Below are 19,195 nucleotides of genomic sequence, written 5' to 3'. Positions count from 1 at the left end.
GCTCTGTATGTTAAGCGTAAAAAAGTACAACTTTTTTGCCTTTTTCTTTGACTAATTTTGATTTGGAAGATAATATTCGCGCCCTATGCAAAAGGTAAAAATACCGCGAACGGTTGACCCAGCTAAAGCTGCACAGAAACGATTGGATTACGATGGCATCATCCAAGCTAGTCTTTTCAAGCGCTTAGTGGAAACAACTGAAGGCGTAAAACGCGACGCAGAAGTCTCATTGTCATTTGGGATGGATGAACAGCGACTCGTTGTTATCTCTGGTAAAGCTAACATCGAAGTCGATTTAGAGTGTCAGCGTTGTAATGAGGTATTCGCACATGAGTGCGAAGTTGAATTCCTTTCTACTCCTTACTACGGTGAGAAAACAGAACAGGAAGCACCAGAAATTTATGATTTGGTAGATCTAAATGAATATGGTGAATTAGACCTCATACAACTTGTTGAAGACGAGTTCATCTTAGCATTACCTCAAATTGCGATGCACGATGAAGCAGATTGTAGCGTTGATTCAAATAACATGGTTTTTGGTGAGATTCCTGAAGAAATTGAGGAAGAAAAACCGAATCCATTCGACGTTTTGAAAAGTCTGAAAAAGTAATAGGTGTGGTAGCCGATTCTTCTTCAGGTTTTTAACCCAATAGTATAGGAGTAGGGTCAATGGCCGTACAGAAAAACCGTAAAACTCGTTCTAAGCGCGGTATGCGTCGTTCACACGATGCGCTAACTACAGCTGCTCTATCTGTAGACGCGACTTCTGGTGAAACTCACCTACGCCACAACGTAACTGCTGAAGGTTACTACCGTGGTCAAAAGGTTATCAACAAGTAAGGTTGAACCTTTGCAAAGTATTACCGTTGCACTTGATGCAATGGGCGGGGATTTCGGTCCACGCGTAACAGTGCCTGCCGCCGTGCAGGCACTGTCTCATTTCCCAGAGCTAAAAGTGATTCTTATTGGTGATCAATCTCTGATCACGTCTCAATTATCTCAACTCGGTACCTCGACCAGTTCCCGCTTGACTATTCTTCACAGCGAGAAAGTTATCTCGAACTCAGAAAAACCTTCATTGGCGTTACGTAATAGCCAAAATAGTTCTATGCGTATGGCTATCGATTTGGTTTCTGAGCAGAAAGCGGATGCTTGTGTTAGTGGTGGCAACACCGGTGCATTAATGGCACTATCGCGTTTCATTCTTAAGTTACTTCCTGGCATTGAACGTCCTGCTTTAGTTTCCGCTTTACCGACGATTACCGGAAAGCGCACTTGGATGCTAGATCTGGGGGCGAATGTATCGTGCGATGCTGATAGCTTGTTCCAATTTGCTGTAATGGGCAGTGCATTAGCTGAAGAACACTTGGGTCGTCCTCCTCGCGTTGCTGTACTCAATATTGGCGCAGAAGAGATTAAAGGTAACGATTTAGTCAAACGTTGCGCAGAAATGCTTTCTCAGACCGATGCGATTAACTTTGTCGGTTATATTGAAGGTAATCAAATTTTGCATGATGTTGCGGACGTCATTGTTTGTGATGGATTTGTCGGCAACGTATGCTTAAAAGCCAGTGAGGGAACAGCTCAACTTTTTATCGAAAAAATTAAAACCAGCATAATGGCATCAACGATAAAGGGTTGGATAGCTAGAAAGTTGTTTTCTAGGCTGTTTAATGAACTAAAAACACTGAACCCCGACCAGTATAACGGCGCAAGTTTGCTAGGATTGCGCGGCATTGTCATAAAAAGCCATGGAAGTGCGGATGTATCTGCGATTGTCAATGCACTTGGCGAGGCAGTACACGAGGTCAAACGACAAGTACCAAGCCGTATTAGCGATCGTTTGGAAGCGGTTTTACTCGAGAGGCATTATTAGTCTTCATGTATAGCAAAATTTTAGGTACTGGCAGCTACCTGCCATCTCAGGTGCGTACAAACGCAGATCTAGAGAAAATGGTAGATACAAGTGATGAGTGGATCGTTGCTCGCACGGGTATTAAAGAGCGTCGAATTGCTGCAGAAAACGAAACTGTAGCAGACATGGCATTCTACGCAGCTGAAAACGCTATCGATATGGCGGGTATTGATAAAAACGATATCGACCTGATTATCGTAGCCACAACGAGCAGTAGCCATACTTTCCCTTCATCTGCGTGTCAGGTGCAGGCAAAGCTTGGCATTAAAGGTTGTCCAGCTTTTGACTTAGCCGCTGCTTGTTCTGGTTTTGTGTACGCATTATCTGTTGCAGACCAACATATCAAATCTGGTATGTGCAAAAACGTACTTGTGATTGGTTCAGATGCTTTGTCTAAAACGTGTGATCCGACAGACCGTTCAACCATTATCCTATTTGGTGATGGTGCCGGAGCCGTTGTCGTAGGCGCTAGCCAAGAGCCTGGCATTATCTCTACCCACATATACTCGGATGGTCAATTCGGAGAGCTTCTAAGCCTACCTGTACCTGTGCGGGGGCAAGATGCGGATAAATGGCTTCATATGGCTGGGAACGAAGTATTCAAAGTCGCTGTAACTCAGCTATCGAAACTAGTAAAAGATACGCTTGAAGCCAACAACATGCATAAGTCTGAACTAGACTGGCTAGTGCCGCACCAAGCGAACTACCGCATTATTTCAGCGACAGCGAAGAAACTTTCGATGTCACTAGACCAAGTCGTGATTACACTTGATAAACACGGCAACACATCAGCTGCGACGGTGCCAACAGCACTAGATGAAGCGGTACGTGATGGTCGTATTAAACGCGGTCAAACTCTGCTTCTTGAAGCGTTTGGCGGCGGATTCACTTGGGGCTCGGCCCTTGTGAAGTTCTAAGTTTCACAAGAATTCAAAATTTAAGGTGCACTTGGTGCATCTTATTTCTTTTTACTTTGCTTAAAGGAAAACAACATGAGCAAGTTTGCTATCGTATTTCCAGGTCAAGGTTCTCAAGCTGTAGGTATGCTTGCAGAACTAGGCGAACAATATGACGTAGTAAAACAAACATTTGCAGAAGCATCTGACGCACTAGGTTACGATCTATGGGCGCTTGTTCAAAATGGACCTGCAGAAGATTTAAACGAGACTTTCCGTACTCAACCAGCTTTGCTAGCTTCATCTGTTGCAATCTGGCGTGTATGGCAGGAACTTGGCTTAGAGCAACCAGCAAACCTAGCCGGTCACAGCCTAGGTGAGTACTCAGCACTTGTATGTGCGGGTGTTATCGACTTTAAAGAAGCCATCAAGCTGGTTGAATTACGTGGTCAACTTATGCAAGAAGCAGTACCAGCTGGTACTGGCGCAATGTACGCGATTATCGGTTTGGCTGATGATGCGATTGCAAAAGCGTGTGAAGACGCAGCGCAAGGCGAAGTGGTCTCTCCAGTAAACTTTAACTCGCCTGGTCAAGTCGTTATCGCTGGTAGCAAAGACGCAGTAGAGCGAGCTGGTGCGCTATGTAAAGAAGCTGGTGCGAAGCGTGCGCTTCCTCTTCCTGTTTCAGTACCTTCACACTGTGCACTTATGAAGCCAGCAGCGGAAAAACTTGCTGTAGCTCTTGAGTCTATCGAATTTAACTCACCACAGCTGCCAGTTATCAACAACGTTGATGTGGTTGCTGAGACAGATCCTGCAAAAATCAAAGATGCGCTTGTTCGTCAGCTACATAGCCCAGTTCGTTGGACTGAAACAGTTGAACTGATGCACGAACAAGGCGTAGAAAATCTTCTTGAGCTTGGTCCTGGTAAAGTTTTAACAGGTCTAACAAAACGTATCGTGAAAACGCTAACTGCAGCAGCAGTGAATGATATCGCATCGCTAGACGCTGCGAAGTAATCCATCAAGCGATAAATTTGCGATAAGAAAAGGAAACACAACATGATGAATCTAGAAGGTAAGATCGCGCTAGTTACCGGCGCAAGCCGTGGTATTGGCCGCGCGATCGCGGAACTTCTTGTCGAGCGAGGTGCTACGGTTATCGGTACTGCTACTTCTGAAAGTGGTGCGGCTGCTATCAGCGAGTATCTTGGTGATAACGGTAAAGGCTTAGCGCTTAACGTGACTGATGTCGAGTCTATCGAAGCGACATTAAAAACGATCAACGAAGAATTTGGTGTGATCGATATTCTGGTGAATAACGCTGGTATTACTCGTGACAACCTATTGATGCGCATGAAAGATGATGAGTGGAACGACATCATCGATACCAACCTAACGCCTATCTACCGCATGTCTAAAGCGGTTTTACGCGGTATGATGAAAAAACGTGCGGGTCGTATCATCAACGTAGGCTCTGTTGTTGGTACCATGGGTAATGCTGGTCAAACTAACTACGCAGCAGCGAAAGCGGGCGTGATTGGTTTTACTAAATCAATGGCTCGTGAAGTTGCGTCTCGTGGTGTAACAGTGAACACTGTTGCTCCTGGTTTCATCGAAACTGACATGACTAAGGCGCTAAGTGATGACCAACGTGCGGCAACTTTGTCGAACGTGCCAGCAGGTCGTTTAGGTGACCCACGTGAAATTGCATCAGCAGTAGTTTTCCTTGCTTCTCCTGAAGCAGCGTACATTACTGGTGAAACTTTGCATGTAAATGGTGGCATGTACATGGTTTAATGCGACAGTTTATGCAAAATAAGCTATTTTACATTGTGAAAAATAGCCTATAGTTGCAGTTAACTGTCATGAACTTGTCATGCTTATGCGCAAGATTTGTGCATGATTTAAGTCAAAAATGTATTGAAATTCGGTTAAATTCGCTAATTTTGTGGTTTGACCAGCAAGGACCCCCTTGCAACTTTCAATAGTTCGAATAAACTACGGAATCATCGCATTAGGCGAAATCTGTAAAGGAAAAGAAAAATGAGCAACATCGAAGAACGCGTAAAGAAAATCATTGTTGAACAGCTAGGTGTAGACGAAGCAGAAGTTAAAAACGAAGCTTCTTTCGTTGATGATCTAGGTGCTGATTCTCTAGACACTGTAGAACTAGTTATGGCTCTAGAAGAGGAATTCGACACTGAGATTCCTGACGAAGAAGCTGAGAAGATCACTACTGTTCAAGCTGCAATCGACTACGTAAACAGCGCTCAGTAATTAGCTCTCCCAGGCGGTCTCCTAGACCGCCTGTGTTCTTTCTAACTTCTTCTATCCTCTCATAGAAATATTCAATTCCCGGAGAATTATATCGTGTCCAAGCGTCGTGTAGTTGTCACTGGCATGGGTATGTTGTCACCGGTAGGCAACACAGTAGAATCATCTTGGAAAGCCCTGCTAGAAGGTCAAAGTGGTATCGTAAATATCGAGCACTTTGATACTACGAACTTCTCAACTCGTTTTGCAGGTCTTGTTAAAGATTTCGATTGCACAGAGTACATGTCTAAAAAAGATGCTCGTAAGATGGACCTTTTCATCCAGTACGGCATTGCAGCGGGTATTCAAGCTCTTGATAACTCTGGCTTACAAATTACCGAAGAAAATGCGGCTCGAGTTGGTGTTGCTATCGGCTCAGGCATTGGCGGTCTTGACCTTATCGAAACTGGCCATACTGCATTAGTAGACAAAGGCCCTCGCAAAGTTAGCCCATTTTTTGTTCCTTCGACCATTGTAAACATGGTTGCAGGTAACCTATCTATCATGCGTGGTCTTCGTGGTCCAAATATCGCGATTTCTACCGCATGTACTACTGGCCTGCATAATATCGGTCATGCAGCACGTATGATTGCCTACGGCGATGCAGATGCGATGGTTGCTGGTGGTGCAGAAAAAGCTTCTACGCCTCTTGGCATGGCTGGCTTCGGTGCAGCTAAAGCGCTATCTACTCGTAATGACGAGCCTCAAAAAGCGTCTCGCCCATGGGATAAAGGCCGTGATGGTTTTGTTCTAGGTGATGGTGCTGGCATGATGGTGCTTGAAGAGTACGAACACGCAAAAGCACGTGGCGCGAAGATTTACGCAGAACTGGTTGGTTTTGGTATGTCTGGTGATGCTTACCACATGACTTCTCCAAGCGAAGATGGCTCTGGTGGTGCACTTGCGATGGAAGCGGCAATGCGTGACGCGAACATCACAGGTACCCAAGTAGGTTATGTGAATGCTCACGGTACATCTACTCCTGCTGGCGACGTTGCAGAAATCAAGGGCGTGAAACGTGCTCTTGGTGAAGAAGGTGCGAAGCAAGTACTTGTATCATCAACTAAGTCTATGACTGGTCACCTATTAGGTGCAGCAGGCTCTGTTGAAGCAATTATCACGGTTATGTCTTTGGTTGACCAAATCGTTCCACCAACGATTAACCTTGATGATCCAGAAGAAGGTCTAGACATCGACCTTGTGCCGCACACTGCGCGCAAAGTTGAAGGTATGGAATACGCTATCTGTAACTCGTTTGGCTTTGGTGGTACAAACGGTTCTTTGATCTTCAAAAAGTTCGCTGAGTAACACTATCTAACCTTATTTAGATAAGCGAAACTTGTATTCTAACGGCTCGATGCTTAGCATTGAGCCGTTTTGTTTTATTTGTTGTCTGCTAATTTGAAGGTACGTGAATGTTTTGGGTAAATGGAGTTCCGCAAACGCATGTAGAGCTAGGTGATCGCTCATTCCAATACGGTGATGGAGGCTTTACCACCATCCTGACCCAAAATGGAGAGTTGGTTTACTGGCAGGAGCATACTGAGCGCATGAGTGCTTGCCTTGACGCTTTGAAGATCTCTTCACCTGACTGGAAAGTTGTGCATGGTTGGGCAAGCAAAGCGGTTTTATCTGACGCACGAGCGGGGGTGAAGATTCACGTTAGCCGCGGTATTGGCGGGCGAGGGTATAGCCCTAATGGGATTAAAGGCCCTATCGTGACGATTTCCAATTTTGCATTTCCTTCTCATTATTCATCTTGGCAAGAACAAGGTGTGGACTTGGGCGTTTGTAATACTCGTCTAGGGATTCAACCTTTACTTGCGGGACATAAGCACAACAACCGTTTAGAGCAGATTCTCGCCAAGGCTGAAATCGACAATACAGAGTTTGCAGATGCAATAACGTTAAATGTGCAAAACCATGTCATTGAAACTACAATGGCCAACCTTTTTTGGGTTAAAGGTAATAAAGTATTTACGCCGGAGCTGACCTTATCAGGCGTTACGGGCGTAATGCGTCGTAAGGTGCTTGAGTTACTTAAAGTAAGTCATATTGAAGTCATCGAGGGGCGTTTTATACTTCCAGACTTGCTGAGTGCTGACGAGGCTTTCATGTGTAACTCAATATTAGGTGTCGCACCTATTCGAAGCATAGTGACATCGAACTCTAAGACTATATTTCCGATAGGAAAATTGACTCAACGACTGCAAGGGAATTTAACTACGTGATTAAAAAACTGTTGGCTTTTGTTGTGCTGATCGCAGTGATAGGCGCAGCAGCTGTTTTTTATATAATTTCACAGGCTAAACAATACGTTGAAAAGCCTATTCTATTGGAACAACCTCAGCTGTTTACTGTAGAAAGTGGTACAAGCTTTCATCATGTCATGCGCGCCTTAGTTGAAGGTGAGGTGATTGAAACATCGGAGTACATCCGTTTAATTCCTCACTTATATCCAGAATTGTTGCAAGTGCGAGCGGGTACTTACCAACTTGAGCCTGGTATGTCACTTTCGCAAACATTGGAGCATCTGAATACTGGAAAAGAATACCAGTTTGCGATCACTTTTGTTGAAGGCAGCCGCTTTTCTGAATGGGTAGATCAACTAAAAAGTGCTCCTTATTTAAAGCATGATTTAACCGATCTTTCAGAAAAAGAAATGGCTGCGAAGCTCGGAATTGAGGGAGAAAAGCTAGAAGGGTTGTTTTTAGCAGAAACCTACCATTACACAGCGGGTGCGAGTGAAAGCCAGTTATTAAAACGAGCGCATCGAAAACTCAATAAAATACTGGATGCTAACTGGGAAGCGCGTCAAGAAAAGCTGCCATTACAGGACAAATATGAAGCCTTGATTCTCGCGTCTATCATCGAGAAAGAGACGGCTATTGATTCTGAGCGTGAGCGCGTCGCTTCTGTGTTTATCAACCGATTGAACAAACGCATGCGGTTACAAACTGATCCGACAGTTATTTATGGTATGGGTGACGCCTACGATGGCAACATTCGTAAGAAAGATTTGCGTACGCCGACACCATATAACACCTATACCATCAATGGTTTGCCACCAACACCGATTGCGATGGCTGGTGAAGCTTCCATTGAAGCGGCTTTGAATCCAGAAAGCAGCAACTATTTATATTTTGTAGCAAGTGGAAAGGGCGGACATGTATTCTCGAAATCCCTTGCTGAGCACAACCGTGCTGTTCGTGCCTATTTAAGAGAACTAAGAAAGAACAAATGATGAAAGCAAACTTTATTGTCGTTGAAGGCCTAGAAGGCGCGGGTAAAAGCACTGCGATTAAAACCGTTTTAGATACGCTAAAAGCGGCCGGTATTGAGGATATCGTAAATACCCGTGAGCCAGGAGGCACACCGCTAGCAGAAAAAATGCGCGCTCTGGTGAAAGAAGAGCACGAAGGTGAAGAACTTAAGGACATGACGGAGTTGCTTCTTCTGTACGCTGCACGTGTTCAGTTGGTTGAGAACGTGATCAAACCAGCTTTGGAAAACGGTCAGTGGGTGGTTGGTGACCGACACGATATGTCGTCGCAAGCTTATCAAGGTGGTGGCCGTCAGATTGACGCATCGTTAATGAAAAATCTCCGGGATACAACGCTTGGTGATTTTAAACCTGCTCTCACTCTCTATATGGATATTGACCCTCGTGTTGGGCTTGAGCGTGCACGTGGGCGTGGTGAGTTAGATCGTATAGAGAAGATGGATATTAGTTTCTTCGAGCGTACACGTGAGCGTTATTTGGAGATTGCTCATGCCGATCCTTCCATCGTTATCATTAACGCAGAACAGGCGATTGAAGGCGTGTCGCGTGATATTCGGGACGCTCTAAACGAGTGGCTAGCTCGTCAATAAGTGAAACGTAAATTTAGGTGACTCATGTTAAATGATTATCCATGGCTACAGCCAATATGGGATAACCTCAAAGTAGGGTTAGAGTCGGACAGAATACCAGGTGCGCTTTTATTACAAAGCGAGCAGGGCTTGGGCATCGAAAAACTTATCGAGTTTTTTAGCCAAGCACTTCTTTGCCAAAATTACGCGAGTGAAGCATGCGGTTTTTGTCATAGCTGCCAGCTAAATCAATCTCAAAACCACCCTGATTTACACTGGATCAAGCCAGAGAAAGAAGGAAAGGCGATAACGGTGGACCAAATTCGCGCTTGTAACCGTCTAGCTCAGGAATCATCTCAGCTTAATGGTTACCGCCTATTTGTAATAGAACCGGCGGACTCTATGAACGAGTCGGCATCGAATGCGCTGTTAAAGACGCTAGAAGAGCCTGGGGCAAAGTGCTTGTTTTTGCTCGTTACCCACAATCAGGAGCGTCTGCTCCCAACGATTCGTAGCCGTTGCCAACACTGGGTTGTTGCGCCTCCGTCAGCGGAACAAGCGATGCAATGGATGCACGAACAAGGGGCGAAGCAAGTTCCTGCTTATGCCTTAAAACTGAATATGGGCTCTCCAATAAAAACATTGGATGCGTTAAATAATGGTGAGCTCGAAGCTTACTTGGCTTTTGAACGCAGTTTTATTAAGGCAATGTCTTCGCCTGTTTCAGACGTTTCTGAGTGTGCTTCTTTAATCGCTAAACACTCAGAGCAATCACTAGACTGGGCATGGTATTTACTGACAGATGCTCAGAAAGCGCAGTTTGGTGTATCAGAAGCTCAAATGCTTCCGGGCGCGACAAAGTTCCAACCGGACAACTATAACGGTTTGTACTCATCAGCGAAGGCGCTGATGAACCTGAAAGCTCAGGTGCAAGCCTTTCCTGGCCTGAACCTTGAGCTACTATCAATGAATTGGTTAATTGAATCACGAGAGGCATTATGTTCGTAGATTCTCATTGTCATTTAGACAAATTGAATTACGACGATCTCCACATCAATGTGGAAGACGTTATTAACAAAGCTAAACAAGCAAACGTAACTGAGCTACTTTCTGTTGGAGTAACGCTGGATTCTTTCCCGAAAATGATGGAAATGATCGAGCCTTATGACAATGTTTATGCTTCGTGCGGTGTGCACCCACTTGATGTTGAAAGCGACTTTTCGATGGACGTATTGCGCCACCATGCGTCGAATGCAAAAGTCGTCGCTATTGGCGAAACGGGTTTAGATTATCATTACAAGCCCGAAACGGCCGCGTTACAGAAAGAGCGCTTTGAGCAACACGTTGATCTTGCAGTGGAGCTCAACAAACCTTTAATTATCCATACCAGAAACGCACGTGCGGATACTCTAGATATTTTGCGTAAGGGTGGGGCAGAGAAATGTGGTGGTGTTATCCATTGTTTTACAGAAGATCTTCCATTTGCTGAAGCTGCACTGGAGCTGGGGTTTTATATTTCTATCTCGGGGATTGTTACTTTCCGTCAAGCTACAGAGTTAAAAGAAGTGGTGAAGACTCTACCTTTAGAGAAGCTTCTTATTGAGACAGATTCTCCTTACTTGGCTCCTGTCCCTCATCGTGGCAAAGAGAATCAACCCGCTTATGTTGTCGAAGTCGCTTCTTATATTGCGCAACTCAAATCGTGCTCTCTTTCTGAAGTGGCACAAAAAACCACCGAAAACTTCCGAAATCTTTTTTTGCGATGAAAAAATAATAAGAGCATAAAAAAGGAGCTTAGGCTCCTTTTTTGTTGATAAAAACAACAGATACGCTCACGAGTTTAATGTTTACTAAAAATGTTGATTTAATAACATTCAAAAATCACAAATGTAATTTTGTTACTAAAAATAACATTGAGGCGTATTTTATTTACGCCTTAAAATTAATTATATAAATAATTAATTCTTTATAAAACAGTAATATAAGTGCAATGCAAACCTTTTCATCGGCTGTTTTTGGGTGTGATCCAAGACTTGTTTTGAAACTAAATTTCGTAACTGTGTGGAAAGTTTGAGGGTCATCAATATATATTTAGAGCCGGAAAATATAATGCAGTTGTGGTTACATTTTCATTGGGTGCTAACCTTTAGGCTACGGGGGTGTGCCGTTAGTGCCCAAATAATACTTATAAATTTATCAGGAGCATAAACATGTTTAAGAACCTTTTTGCTAACCTGCAAAAAGTTGGTAAGGCTCTGATGCTTCCAGTATCAGTTTTACCAGTTGCAGGTATTTTATTAGGTGTGGGTGCTGCCCATCTAAGCTTTATTCCAGAGATCGTTTCTAATCTTATGGAACAAGCTGGTGGTTCAGTATTCGGCCAAATGGCACTTCTATTTGCAGTAGGTGTAGCTCTAGGCTTCACTAACAACGACGGTGTTGCAGGTCTTGCAGCTATCGTTGGTTACGGCATCATGACGGCAACGCTAGGTGTAATGGCGGGCGTTATGGGTGTTGAGAAAATCGATACAGGTGTACTAGGTGGTATCCTTGTCGGTGGTGTGGCTGCTTGGGCATTCAACCGTTTCTTCAAAATCCAACTTCCAGAGTACCTTGGCTTCTTCGCTGGTAAGCGCGCAGTGCCAATCATCACTGGTTTTGCTGCGATCATCCTAGGTGTTATCCTTTCTGTTATCTGGCCACCAATTGGCGGTGCAATTTCTGCATTCTCTGATTGGGCTGCACACCAAAACCCACAGCTAGCATTCGGTATCTACGGTGTTGTTGAGCGTTCTCTAATCCCATTCGGTCTACACCACGTATGGAACGTACCGTTCTTCTTCGAAGCAGGTTCTTGTGTTAACGCTGCCGGTGAAGCTCAAAATGGTGTACTAACTTGTTACCTAGTTGCTGATGAAGCATCTCGTGCTGCTGGTAATGGCTTCGGTCAGCTAGCGGGTGGTTACATGTTCAAGATGTTCGGTCTACCAGCTGCAGCAATCGCAATTGCTCATTGTGCTAAACCAGAAAACCGTGCAAAAGTAATGGGTATCATGGCGTCAGCTGCACTGACTTCATTCCTAACTGGTATTACTGAGCCAATCGAATTCTCATTCCTATTCGTTGCTCCACTACTATACGGTATCCACGCTCTACTAGCTGGTTCTGCATACATCGTTTCGAACACTCTAGGCTTTGTACACGGTACTTCTTTCTCTCACGGTCTGATCGACTTCCTAGTTCTATCTGGTAACGCTCAGAAGATGGTGCTAATGATTGCCGTTGGTCTAGTTTACGCAGTAATTTACTACGTAGTGTTCCGTGGTGTAATCACAGCGCTTGACCTAAAAACACCTGGCCGTGAAGATGAAACGGAAAGTGCAGCTGTAACTTCTGGCTCTGATATGGGCGGTGAACTGGTTGCAGCGTTTGGCGGTAAAGCTAACATTACTGGTCTAGATGCATGTATCACACGTCTACGTGTAGCAGTTGCAGATACAGCAGCTGTTGACCAAGACAAGCTAAAACAACTAGGCGCTGCTGGTGTTGTAGTTGTAGCTGGTGGTGTACAGGCTATCTTCGGTACTAAGTCTGATAACCTAAAAACTGAAATGGATGAGTGGATTCGTAACCACGGTTAATCGCAGTCATTCATAGTAATGCATAAAAGGAGGCTTCGGCCTCCTTTTTTAGTTCCTATTTTATTAACTGACAGTTCCTTTTTAGTGTGATCCTAAACTCATCTTTACTTTTGTCAGCTTTTTCATACATCGAGCTTACCCATCGTTGACATATTGATATGCCATTATGTTTGAATAGCGAATAATGTTTTTTTGAATAATTGATAACGTGTATGAAGAACAAATTCATTTTAGTTTTGGGACTAGTTTCTAGTACGGCAATGGCGGCAAGCGAACCAACGGATCTATCAGTTGGTATGGCTGTCGATCAACAATTAAGTGTTGTTGTAGAGTTAGATAACAAATATCGTGGCATTATCGGAAACGATGGTATGGCGTTTGATTACATCGCTAAGCGTGGAACATTCGATCAAAACATGCCTGTGACTTGGTATGTCGGCGTTGGTGGCTGGTATGAATGGGATGACGAGTTTGGTGTGAGAGTACCACTTGGTGTGAACTGGGATTTATCACGCGGCTGGGACCTTTATGGTCAAATACACCCAGAGCTAGATCTTTACAAAGGTGCTGACTTGCAACTTGGCGGCGCCGTTGGCATCAAGTACAGTTTCTAGAATTGAACTAATGTATGTACAAAAAACGCCGGTAACTACCGGCGTTTTTTTATATGGAACTTAACGTTCTATTGTTTATCCATGGCTCGCTTGATGCAAACGGCAGCGCCGCCCCAAGTGATACCTAAACCAATAACCATCATAATAATTGCGCTGATTGTCATTTTGCTGTCTCCTTGCGGTTCACTGCGTTGATCACTAGACCAAAGATAAAGAGTGCGGCGATAAGTGCCCAGCCTAAAGTTAGATCATAGCCACCGTAGCCTTCAGTAATTAGGGCGTATAGCTTGGTCGCTAAGATAATGGCGAGCATGATTGGTGTAACGAAGCGTAAGCAGATCTCGAACCATTGACCAACAGAGAAATCAGAGCGCTCGTTAACGTAATTACGTACTTCTGGCACGCGCTTCAATAGCCACGCCATCAAGACAATCTCAACCAGACCACCAACCATGATGCCAACGTTGTTTGCAAAGTGGTCTACTAGATCGAGTAGCAGCAGACCGCCATTGGTAGCAAACGCCATAGAGACAACGAAGCCAATACCAATCACAACATTTGCAGCTTTTTTACGGCTCCACTTCAGCTTGTCGATAATGGCTGAAGTTACGGCTTCCATAATTGAAATATGCGAACTTAGACCAGCAACCACCAGTGCAAAGAAGAACAGTGGACCAAGAATATATGGGGCAGGTAGTAGGTTAATTGCCGCAGGTAAAGTAACAAAAGCCAAGCCAACGCCTGCAGATACCACCTCTGTTAACGGCTTACCTTGCTCTTGAGCCATGTAACCCAATACTGAGAAGATCATGATGCCGGCTAGGATCGAGAAGCCACAGTTGATCAACACGGTCATAAACGCGTTATTCGTTATGTCCGACTTTTCTGGTAGGTAGCTAGAGTAAGCTAGCATGATGGCGAAGCCGATACTTAACGTAAAGAAGATCTGACCATATGCCGCTGCCCATACTTTCACATCCCAAATTTTGCTGAAATCGGGTTCGAACATGTAGTTCACGCCATCTAGAGCTCCTGGCAAGAAAATCATACGTCCGATTAAGAAAATCACCATCAAGAATAGGATTGGCATCATAATTTTAGATGCTCGTTCAATTCCTGATTTCACGCCTTTGGCAATAGCGGTGTAAGTAATTGCCCAAGCAATTACCATGGATAAAGCAATCTTCCATTGAATACTGCCTAAGTCTGTTGGTGAGTTGTCACCTAGCTTTAGGTATTCACTAAAGAAAAATGCGTTGGTATCGGTTCCCCAACCTTGAGTGAACGACAACCCAAAGTAAGAAATCGACCAACCGATAACAGCCACATAGTAAACGGCAATAACTGCAGCCACACCAACTTGGAACCAGCCAAGCCATTCAAATTTAGAATGAATTTTCGCTAGTGTTTTTGGTGCCGAGCCTCGGTATTTTTGTCCCATACTGAACTCAAGGATCATAAATGGAATACCGGCAGTGATCATGGCAAAAATGTAAGGAATAAAAAATGCGCCGCCACCGTTTTCATAGGCCATGTATGGGAAACGCCAAATGTTTCCCAAACCGATAGCAGACCCAACTGCTGCTAAGATGAATCCCGCCCGGGATCCCCATTGTTCTCGCTTCATATTTGACTCCTATAAGACTCCCTGAGGAATGAAGCTCTCTACGTAACACAGTAATAATTGCGCAAACAGTTGGAAGAAAGGACCGCTGTTATCCATCAGCTTTTCTATCCTTAATTCTAACTTTTTATAATTTTATAGAGCTATATTCTGGCTACTGTAAGAGAAAGTAGATTATTAATCTTAAAATTTTGATGTGTGTTTGATAAAACTGAAATATTTATCTGTTTTCACTGATCAGACTAACTTCTAATAATACTTAGCGCAATAGAATCTAAATGTTAATTCAGATGCGTTGTCTGGTTTTAATCTTGTTAAATTTGAGTTTGATTGTGGTTTTGTGTGGGTGGTTGGTTGTTTGTCTGGAATAAATGACTGGGATCTAATAATTGCTTTGGTGTTTAAGACTATTTTGATGAATTAGGGCGTACGGCTATCTTTTGTGCACCTATCTAGATGATGCTTCGTTACTTTGCCAAACAATGGTGTTTAGACGATGTCCTTTATCGGCTCTGTGCAGGACTCGTTCAGCGTTCTTTGTGACGAGCCCTACAGAGGAACATGCATAAAAATTAGAAGCGGAAACTAAAACCAACATTTGATTGGAATTGGTTCATCCAATCAGTATCGAACTTAATGATACAGTTTGAGCCGTCATTAGGTAGAGTACAGGCGCCAGATGTATCGTTATCAACGACCGTTCCTAACCATCTCAGTTGGGCTGTTAACGCAAAGTTCTTTGAAAATTCATATTCCAGCCCTGCAAAAGCGCTAGCCGAAAATCCGTATTTTTTGTCTACCCAATCCACATCGGCGTAAGAAGCCCCCAAGCCTACACCGATATGGGTTTGCCAATTTGCTGCGACAGGATAGTACATGCTGCTTTGGAAGTGCAGATAATGGATATCTGCCGAGTTGGACAGCTTTTCAAGTTCCGTCGATTGATTGGAGTAAAACAATCCGATCCTTCCTTTTTCTAAGGGAGTCTCGACTGAAAGAGCGTAATTCACTGCGGGGTCGAGATCGTATGTATTACCACTTTCATCCTCTACTTGGCCGCCTCCTGTATAGCCTATGTATGGCGTAACGATGATATTCGCTTGTGCATTGATAGCAGTACTCATCATCATGATTCCTACTAGCCAGCTGAGTTTTTGGTTCATGCCCTATCTCCTTATTATGACTAAGCTAATTGTGATGGGTTAGTCAAAATTGCGCGACTAAATTAAGCAAATCTTGAACATATTTCACACTGGTGTTATTAATTTGTTACATATTAAGGAGGTGTTTATGGAACACGATCTAAAATCCGCATTAATCATTGTGGTGACTGTTTTTGCAGTGCTTTTGTCATTTGGCATCATTGCTATTACAACAGCTTAAGATAACCACTTTTACCAAACGTTTTAACAAAATGGCGTGAGCCTATGATACGTAACAGCGGTATAATCACAGAAAGCCATGCAGAGCTTGATGTAAAAGTTTATGAGCACTTTAGGCATGGTAAAACTGCTTTAGTCACGCAAGGTGGAGGGCAGAGAGGGATTTTTACCGCTGGCGTTTTAGACGCCTTTTTACTTTCCAACTTCGATCCTTTCGATGAATTCTATGGCACCTCTGCCGGAGCACTTAACTTATGTTCTTACTTGTGTCGTCAACATGGCATGGGCAAAGCTTTTATTACCGAGCTGACAACGTCTCCTGAATTTTTTAATCTGTTTCGCTATATCCGAAAGCAGCAGTACTTAGGTTTAGAGTGGGCATTAGAACGGATTCAAGATTTCCCATACAAGCTTGACCTTGATTTAGGTCGCAGCGCATTGGGAAAACGAGGAGCGTTTGCTGCGGTAACGAATATAGAGACGCTATCAGATCAATATCTACCAATCTTGGATGACTCGTGGTTTAACACTATGCTAGCGACATGTGCGATTCCCAAGTTGTACCACGGACCTGTCGACGTAAATGGCAATAAATTTGTTGATGGCGGCGTGTCTGCCTCTATCCCTGTACAAGAAGCGTGGCGTCAGAATGCTCGCAACATTATTGTCATTCGCACAGAGCCGTTTTCAGAGATTGAAGCGAGAGCCCAAAGTGAAGTGGGGGATGTGCCTGTCGAATGGTATCGAGAGTCTATCAACTCAGTACAGCAATCATGGCAGCAAAAAGTGAATCAGTGGAAGCTGGATTGGGCGTCGTTCTTCCAACAAAAAATTAATGCAGCACATCAATCGAAGCTTGCAGGGAAAATGCTGTTAAATGGAGGCCGTTGGTTGTTCGGTGCCGATAACTTGTATCGTTTAAGTCATTTGATTGGTGAGAATTTTGATTCAGGTTTAGCCGACATGCTGATGATTCATTATCAAACATTTGAGCTCACTCAGGCCTTTATATCTGCTCCACCTGACGACACTTTTATTTTACAAGTTGCGCCTAAAGAGGGACTTCGTTCTTCTTCTTTGTTAAGTGACCAAGAGTCACTAGAGCATGACTATCAACTTGGGCTTCAAGCTGGGTTTAACCTAGTTCAACTCTATGACCAGCTGGATGTTGAAATTGATGGTAGAGAGAGTGCATAAACCTTCTTACGTTCACGATGTGCGCAATATACAAAGCATATAAATAAGGCTCCATTTTCGGAGCCTTATTTGCGGGTTCTTGTGGTTAACTCCGGTTAGGTATAACTACTACGCTTGTAGAATGCGCATGCAGTTGGTTGAGCCAACAACATCCATTACATCGCCTTGAGTAATAATGACTAAATCACCTTTGTGCAAGAACCCTTGCTCTTTAAGGCTAGTAATAGCTGCTTGAGCCGTTGGTAAACCCGCATCACTTTTTGACTCGAAATATACAGGTGTCACGCCTCGGTATAATGCTGCTCGATTTAGTGTCGATTCATTCCGTGATAAGGCAAATATTGGCAAGCCAGAGCTTAAGCGAGACATCATCAACGCAGTCCTGCCGGACTCAGTTAACGAGATCATCGCTTTAATTCCTTCCATGTGATTCGCAGAGTACATGGTTGCCATTGCGATGGTTTCTTCAGCGGTTTCGAAGGTTCTATCTAAGCGATAGGTTGATAGACTTGCCTCCGACATTTTTTCTGCCCCCACACATACTTCGGCCATGGATTTGACCGTTTCTACAGGATATTTACCTGCAGCAGTCTCTCCAGACAGCATCACCGCGTCAGTGCCGTCTAGAACCGCATTGGCTACATCCATCACTTCAGCACGCGTTGGCATTGGGCTAGTAATCATGGATTCCATCATTTGTGTCGCAGTAATCACGATACGGTTTAAACTGCGTGCGCGGCGAATCAGTTTTTTCTGGACACCAATGAGCTCAGGGTCACCGATTTCTACACCAAGGTCACCACGTGCAACCATCACTACATCGGATGCGAGAATAATGTCGTCAATAGACTCATTGGTCGCGACGGTTTCTGCTCGTTCGACTTTAGCCACTAACATGGCTTCAAGGCCTGCATCTCTGGCTAAGCGTCGAGCGTAATGCATGTCTTCGCCGTTACGCGGGAATGAAATAGCAAGGTAGTCTACTTGAATTGCTGCGGCGGTAAGAATGTCGGCTTTATCTTTCTCTGTGAGCGCATCCGCTGACAATCCGCCGCCTTTTTTGTTGATCCCTTTATTGTTGGACAGTGGGCCACCGACAATCACACGGGTATGAACTTTATTACCCTCTACTGTAGTAACTTGCAGCTGAACGCGTCCATCATCGAGTAATAAAATGTCATTTGGTGAAACATCTTGCGGTAGTTCTTTATAATCTAACCCTACAGATTCTTGATTGCCTTCACCTTTTGGTAAATCACTATCTAATGTGAATTTATCGCCCACATTCAAAATGACTTGGCCGTCTTTAAACGTTGATACACGGATTTTAGGGCCTTGTAAGTCACCAAGAATTGCAACCTGACGCCCAAGTCTTGCTGCAATGGTACGGACTTTGTTCGCACGTTGAATGTGGTCTTCACTGGTTCCATGTGAAAAATTCATACGGACAACGTTTGCACCGGCTTTGATGATCTCCTCAAGTATATTGTCCTTATCCGTTGAAGGACCCAGCGTAGTGACAATTTTTGTTCGTCTTAATTTGGAAGTCATAGATTCTCCGATGAATGTGTGTGTAAAGGTAACTTGAACTCTATCCTTACTTTACGCAATCGCTCTCAAGGTTAGCCTCGTTGCTGAGCCCACACCTTAAAGCTACTTGAATATAAGTATATGCACAGAATGTTTACATTAAGAGTAACCCCGGTAAAACAGACAGATATTCGACAGGCAATGGCCTTATTGATAAAAATGCGCTGC

General features: G+C 44.0%; 21 protein-coding genes. 17 read left to right on the top strand and 4 right to left on the bottom strand.

What is annotated here, in order from left to right; genetic code table 11:
* Positions 1–85: 85 nt before the first annotated feature.
* The 15 genes from yceD to R7P36_RS13175 all read left to right on the top strand — a co-directional run bounded on the left by yceD (position 86) and on the right by R7P36_RS13175 (position 13,234).
* Positions 86–610, top strand: coding sequence for a 23S rRNA accumulation protein YceD (gene yceD, locus R7P36_RS13245; protein WP_005387307.1), 525 nt, complete (start codon positions 86–88; stop codon positions 608–610).
* A 59-nt stretch (positions 611–669) separates the two neighbouring features.
* A complete protein-coding gene (gene rpmF, locus R7P36_RS13240; protein WP_005396978.1) occupies positions 670–840 on the top strand; it encodes a 50S ribosomal protein L32 in 171 nt (56 codons plus the stop codon).
* A 10-nt stretch (positions 841–850) separates the two neighbouring features.
* Complete coding sequence (gene plsX, locus R7P36_RS13235) at positions 851–1,876, top strand: phosphate acyltransferase PlsX (RefSeq protein ID WP_017633846.1); 1,026 nt, start codon at positions 851–853, stop codon at positions 1,874–1,876.
* 5 nt (positions 1,877–1,881) lie between these two features.
* On the top strand, positions 1,882–2,832 hold the full coding sequence (locus R7P36_RS13230) for a beta-ketoacyl-ACP synthase III (protein WP_017821385.1): 951 nt from the start codon (positions 1,882–1,884) through the stop codon (positions 2,830–2,832).
* Positions 2,833–2,907: 75 nt separating this feature from the next.
* Positions 2,908–3,831, top strand: coding sequence for an ACP S-malonyltransferase (gene fabD, locus R7P36_RS13225; protein WP_005387313.1), 924 nt, complete (start codon positions 2,908–2,910; stop codon positions 3,829–3,831).
* 45 nt (positions 3,832–3,876) lie between these two features.
* Positions 3,877–4,611 carry a 3-oxoacyl-ACP reductase FabG gene (gene fabG / locus R7P36_RS13220; RefSeq protein WP_025767222.1) on the top strand — a complete coding sequence of 245 codons (735 nt, stop codon included), beginning with the start codon at positions 3,877–3,879 and terminating at the stop codon, positions 4,609–4,611.
* A gap of 246 nt (positions 4,612–4,857) precedes the next feature.
* Positions 4,858–5,091: an acyl carrier protein gene (acpP, locus tag R7P36_RS13215; protein ID WP_004406112.1), complete on the top strand. Its 234-nt coding sequence runs from the start codon at positions 4,858–4,860 to the stop codon at positions 5,089–5,091.
* A gap of 93 nt (positions 5,092–5,184) precedes the next feature.
* Positions 5,185–6,435 (top strand): beta-ketoacyl-ACP synthase II, encoded by a 1,251-nt coding sequence (gene fabF / locus R7P36_RS13210; RefSeq protein ID WP_033905745.1) that lies wholly within the window; start codon positions 5,185–5,187, stop codon positions 6,433–6,435.
* A gap of 107 nt (positions 6,436–6,542) precedes the next feature.
* Positions 6,543–7,358 carry an aminodeoxychorismate lyase gene (gene pabC, locus R7P36_RS13205; protein ID WP_042523095.1) on the top strand — a complete coding sequence of 272 codons (816 nt, stop codon included), beginning with the start codon at positions 6,543–6,545 and terminating at the stop codon, positions 7,356–7,358.
* Positions 7,355–8,371, top strand: coding sequence for an endolytic transglycosylase MltG (mltG, locus tag R7P36_RS13200; protein ID WP_213899690.1), 1,017 nt, complete (start codon positions 7,355–7,357; stop codon positions 8,369–8,371). Before pabC ends, mltG begins: the two co-directional genes overlap by 4 nt.
* On the top strand, positions 8,368–9,000 hold the full coding sequence (gene tmk, locus R7P36_RS13195) for a dTMP kinase (protein WP_044129475.1): 633 nt from the start codon (positions 8,368–8,370) through the stop codon (positions 8,998–9,000). Before mltG ends, tmk begins: the two co-directional genes overlap by 4 nt.
* Positions 9,001–9,024: 24 nt before the next feature.
* Positions 9,025–9,987, top strand: a complete 963-nt coding sequence (locus R7P36_RS13190) for a DNA polymerase III subunit delta' (protein ID WP_054729226.1) — start codon at positions 9,025–9,027, stop codon at positions 9,985–9,987.
* Positions 9,978–10,745, top strand: a complete 768-nt coding sequence (locus R7P36_RS13185; RefSeq protein WP_005372957.1) for a TatD family hydrolase — start codon at positions 9,978–9,980, stop codon at positions 10,743–10,745. The genes R7P36_RS13190 and R7P36_RS13185 overlap by 10 nt, the downstream gene beginning before the upstream one ends.
* A 444-nt stretch (positions 10,746–11,189) precedes the next feature.
* The gene (gene ptsG / locus R7P36_RS13180; protein ID WP_005372959.1) at positions 11,190–12,620 is read left to right on the top strand and encodes a PTS glucose transporter subunit IIBC; all 1,431 of its coding nucleotides are present in this window, start codon (positions 11,190–11,192) and stop codon (positions 12,618–12,620) included.
* Positions 12,621–12,832: 212 nt separating this feature from the next.
* Positions 12,833–13,234, top strand: coding sequence for a hypothetical protein (locus R7P36_RS13175; protein WP_005372960.1), 402 nt, complete (start codon positions 12,833–12,835; stop codon positions 13,232–13,234).
* Between the two features lie 68 nt (positions 13,235–13,302).
* On the opposite strand, the gene R7P36_RS13170 is transcribed toward R7P36_RS13175, so the two are convergent.
* The 3 genes from R7P36_RS13170 to R7P36_RS13160 form a co-directional block, all read right to left on the bottom strand.
* Complete coding sequence (locus R7P36_RS13170) at positions 13,303–13,398, bottom strand: MetS family NSS transporter small subunit (RefSeq protein ID WP_005372963.1); 96 nt, start codon at positions 13,396–13,398, stop codon at positions 13,303–13,305.
* A complete protein-coding gene (locus R7P36_RS13165) occupies positions 13,395–14,861 on the bottom strand; it encodes a sodium-dependent transporter (RefSeq protein WP_005372966.1) in 1,467 nt (488 codons plus the stop codon). Before R7P36_RS13165 ends, R7P36_RS13170 begins: the two co-directional genes overlap by 4 nt.
* A 569-nt stretch (positions 14,862–15,430) precedes the next feature.
* Positions 15,431–16,021 carry an outer membrane beta-barrel protein gene (locus R7P36_RS13160; RefSeq protein ID WP_213899689.1) on the bottom strand — a complete coding sequence of 197 codons (591 nt, stop codon included), beginning with the start codon at positions 16,019–16,021 and terminating at the stop codon, positions 15,431–15,433.
* A 127-nt stretch (positions 16,022–16,148) separates the two neighbouring features.
* On the opposite strand from R7P36_RS13160, the gene R7P36_RS13155 reads away from it, so the two are divergent.
* The gene (locus tag R7P36_RS13155) at positions 16,149–16,241 is read left to right on the top strand and encodes a YnhF family membrane protein (protein WP_005372970.1); all 93 of its coding nucleotides are present in this window, start codon (positions 16,149–16,151) and stop codon (positions 16,239–16,241) included.
* A gap of 44 nt (positions 16,242–16,285) precedes the next feature.
* Positions 16,286–17,437, top strand: coding sequence for a patatin family protein (locus tag R7P36_RS13150; protein ID WP_005372971.1), 1,152 nt, complete (start codon positions 16,286–16,288; stop codon positions 17,435–17,437).
* Positions 17,438–17,545: 108 nt separating this feature from the next.
* Here the strand turns inward: R7P36_RS13150 and pyk are convergent, their stop codons facing one another.
* Positions 17,546–18,988: a pyruvate kinase gene (gene pyk / locus R7P36_RS13145; protein ID WP_025767228.1), complete on the bottom strand. Its 1,443-nt coding sequence runs from the start codon at positions 18,986–18,988 to the stop codon at positions 17,546–17,548.
* Positions 18,989–19,195: the final 207 nt, after the last annotated feature.

Source organism: Vibrio sp. 397, from assembly GCF_033339395.1.
GTDB classification, from domain to species: Bacteria; Pseudomonadota; Gammaproteobacteria; order Enterobacterales; family Vibrionaceae; genus Vibrio; species Vibrio alginolyticus.
Note: the sequence above shows the minus strand (reverse complement) of the source record. Positions and strands in the feature narration are given on the sequence as shown.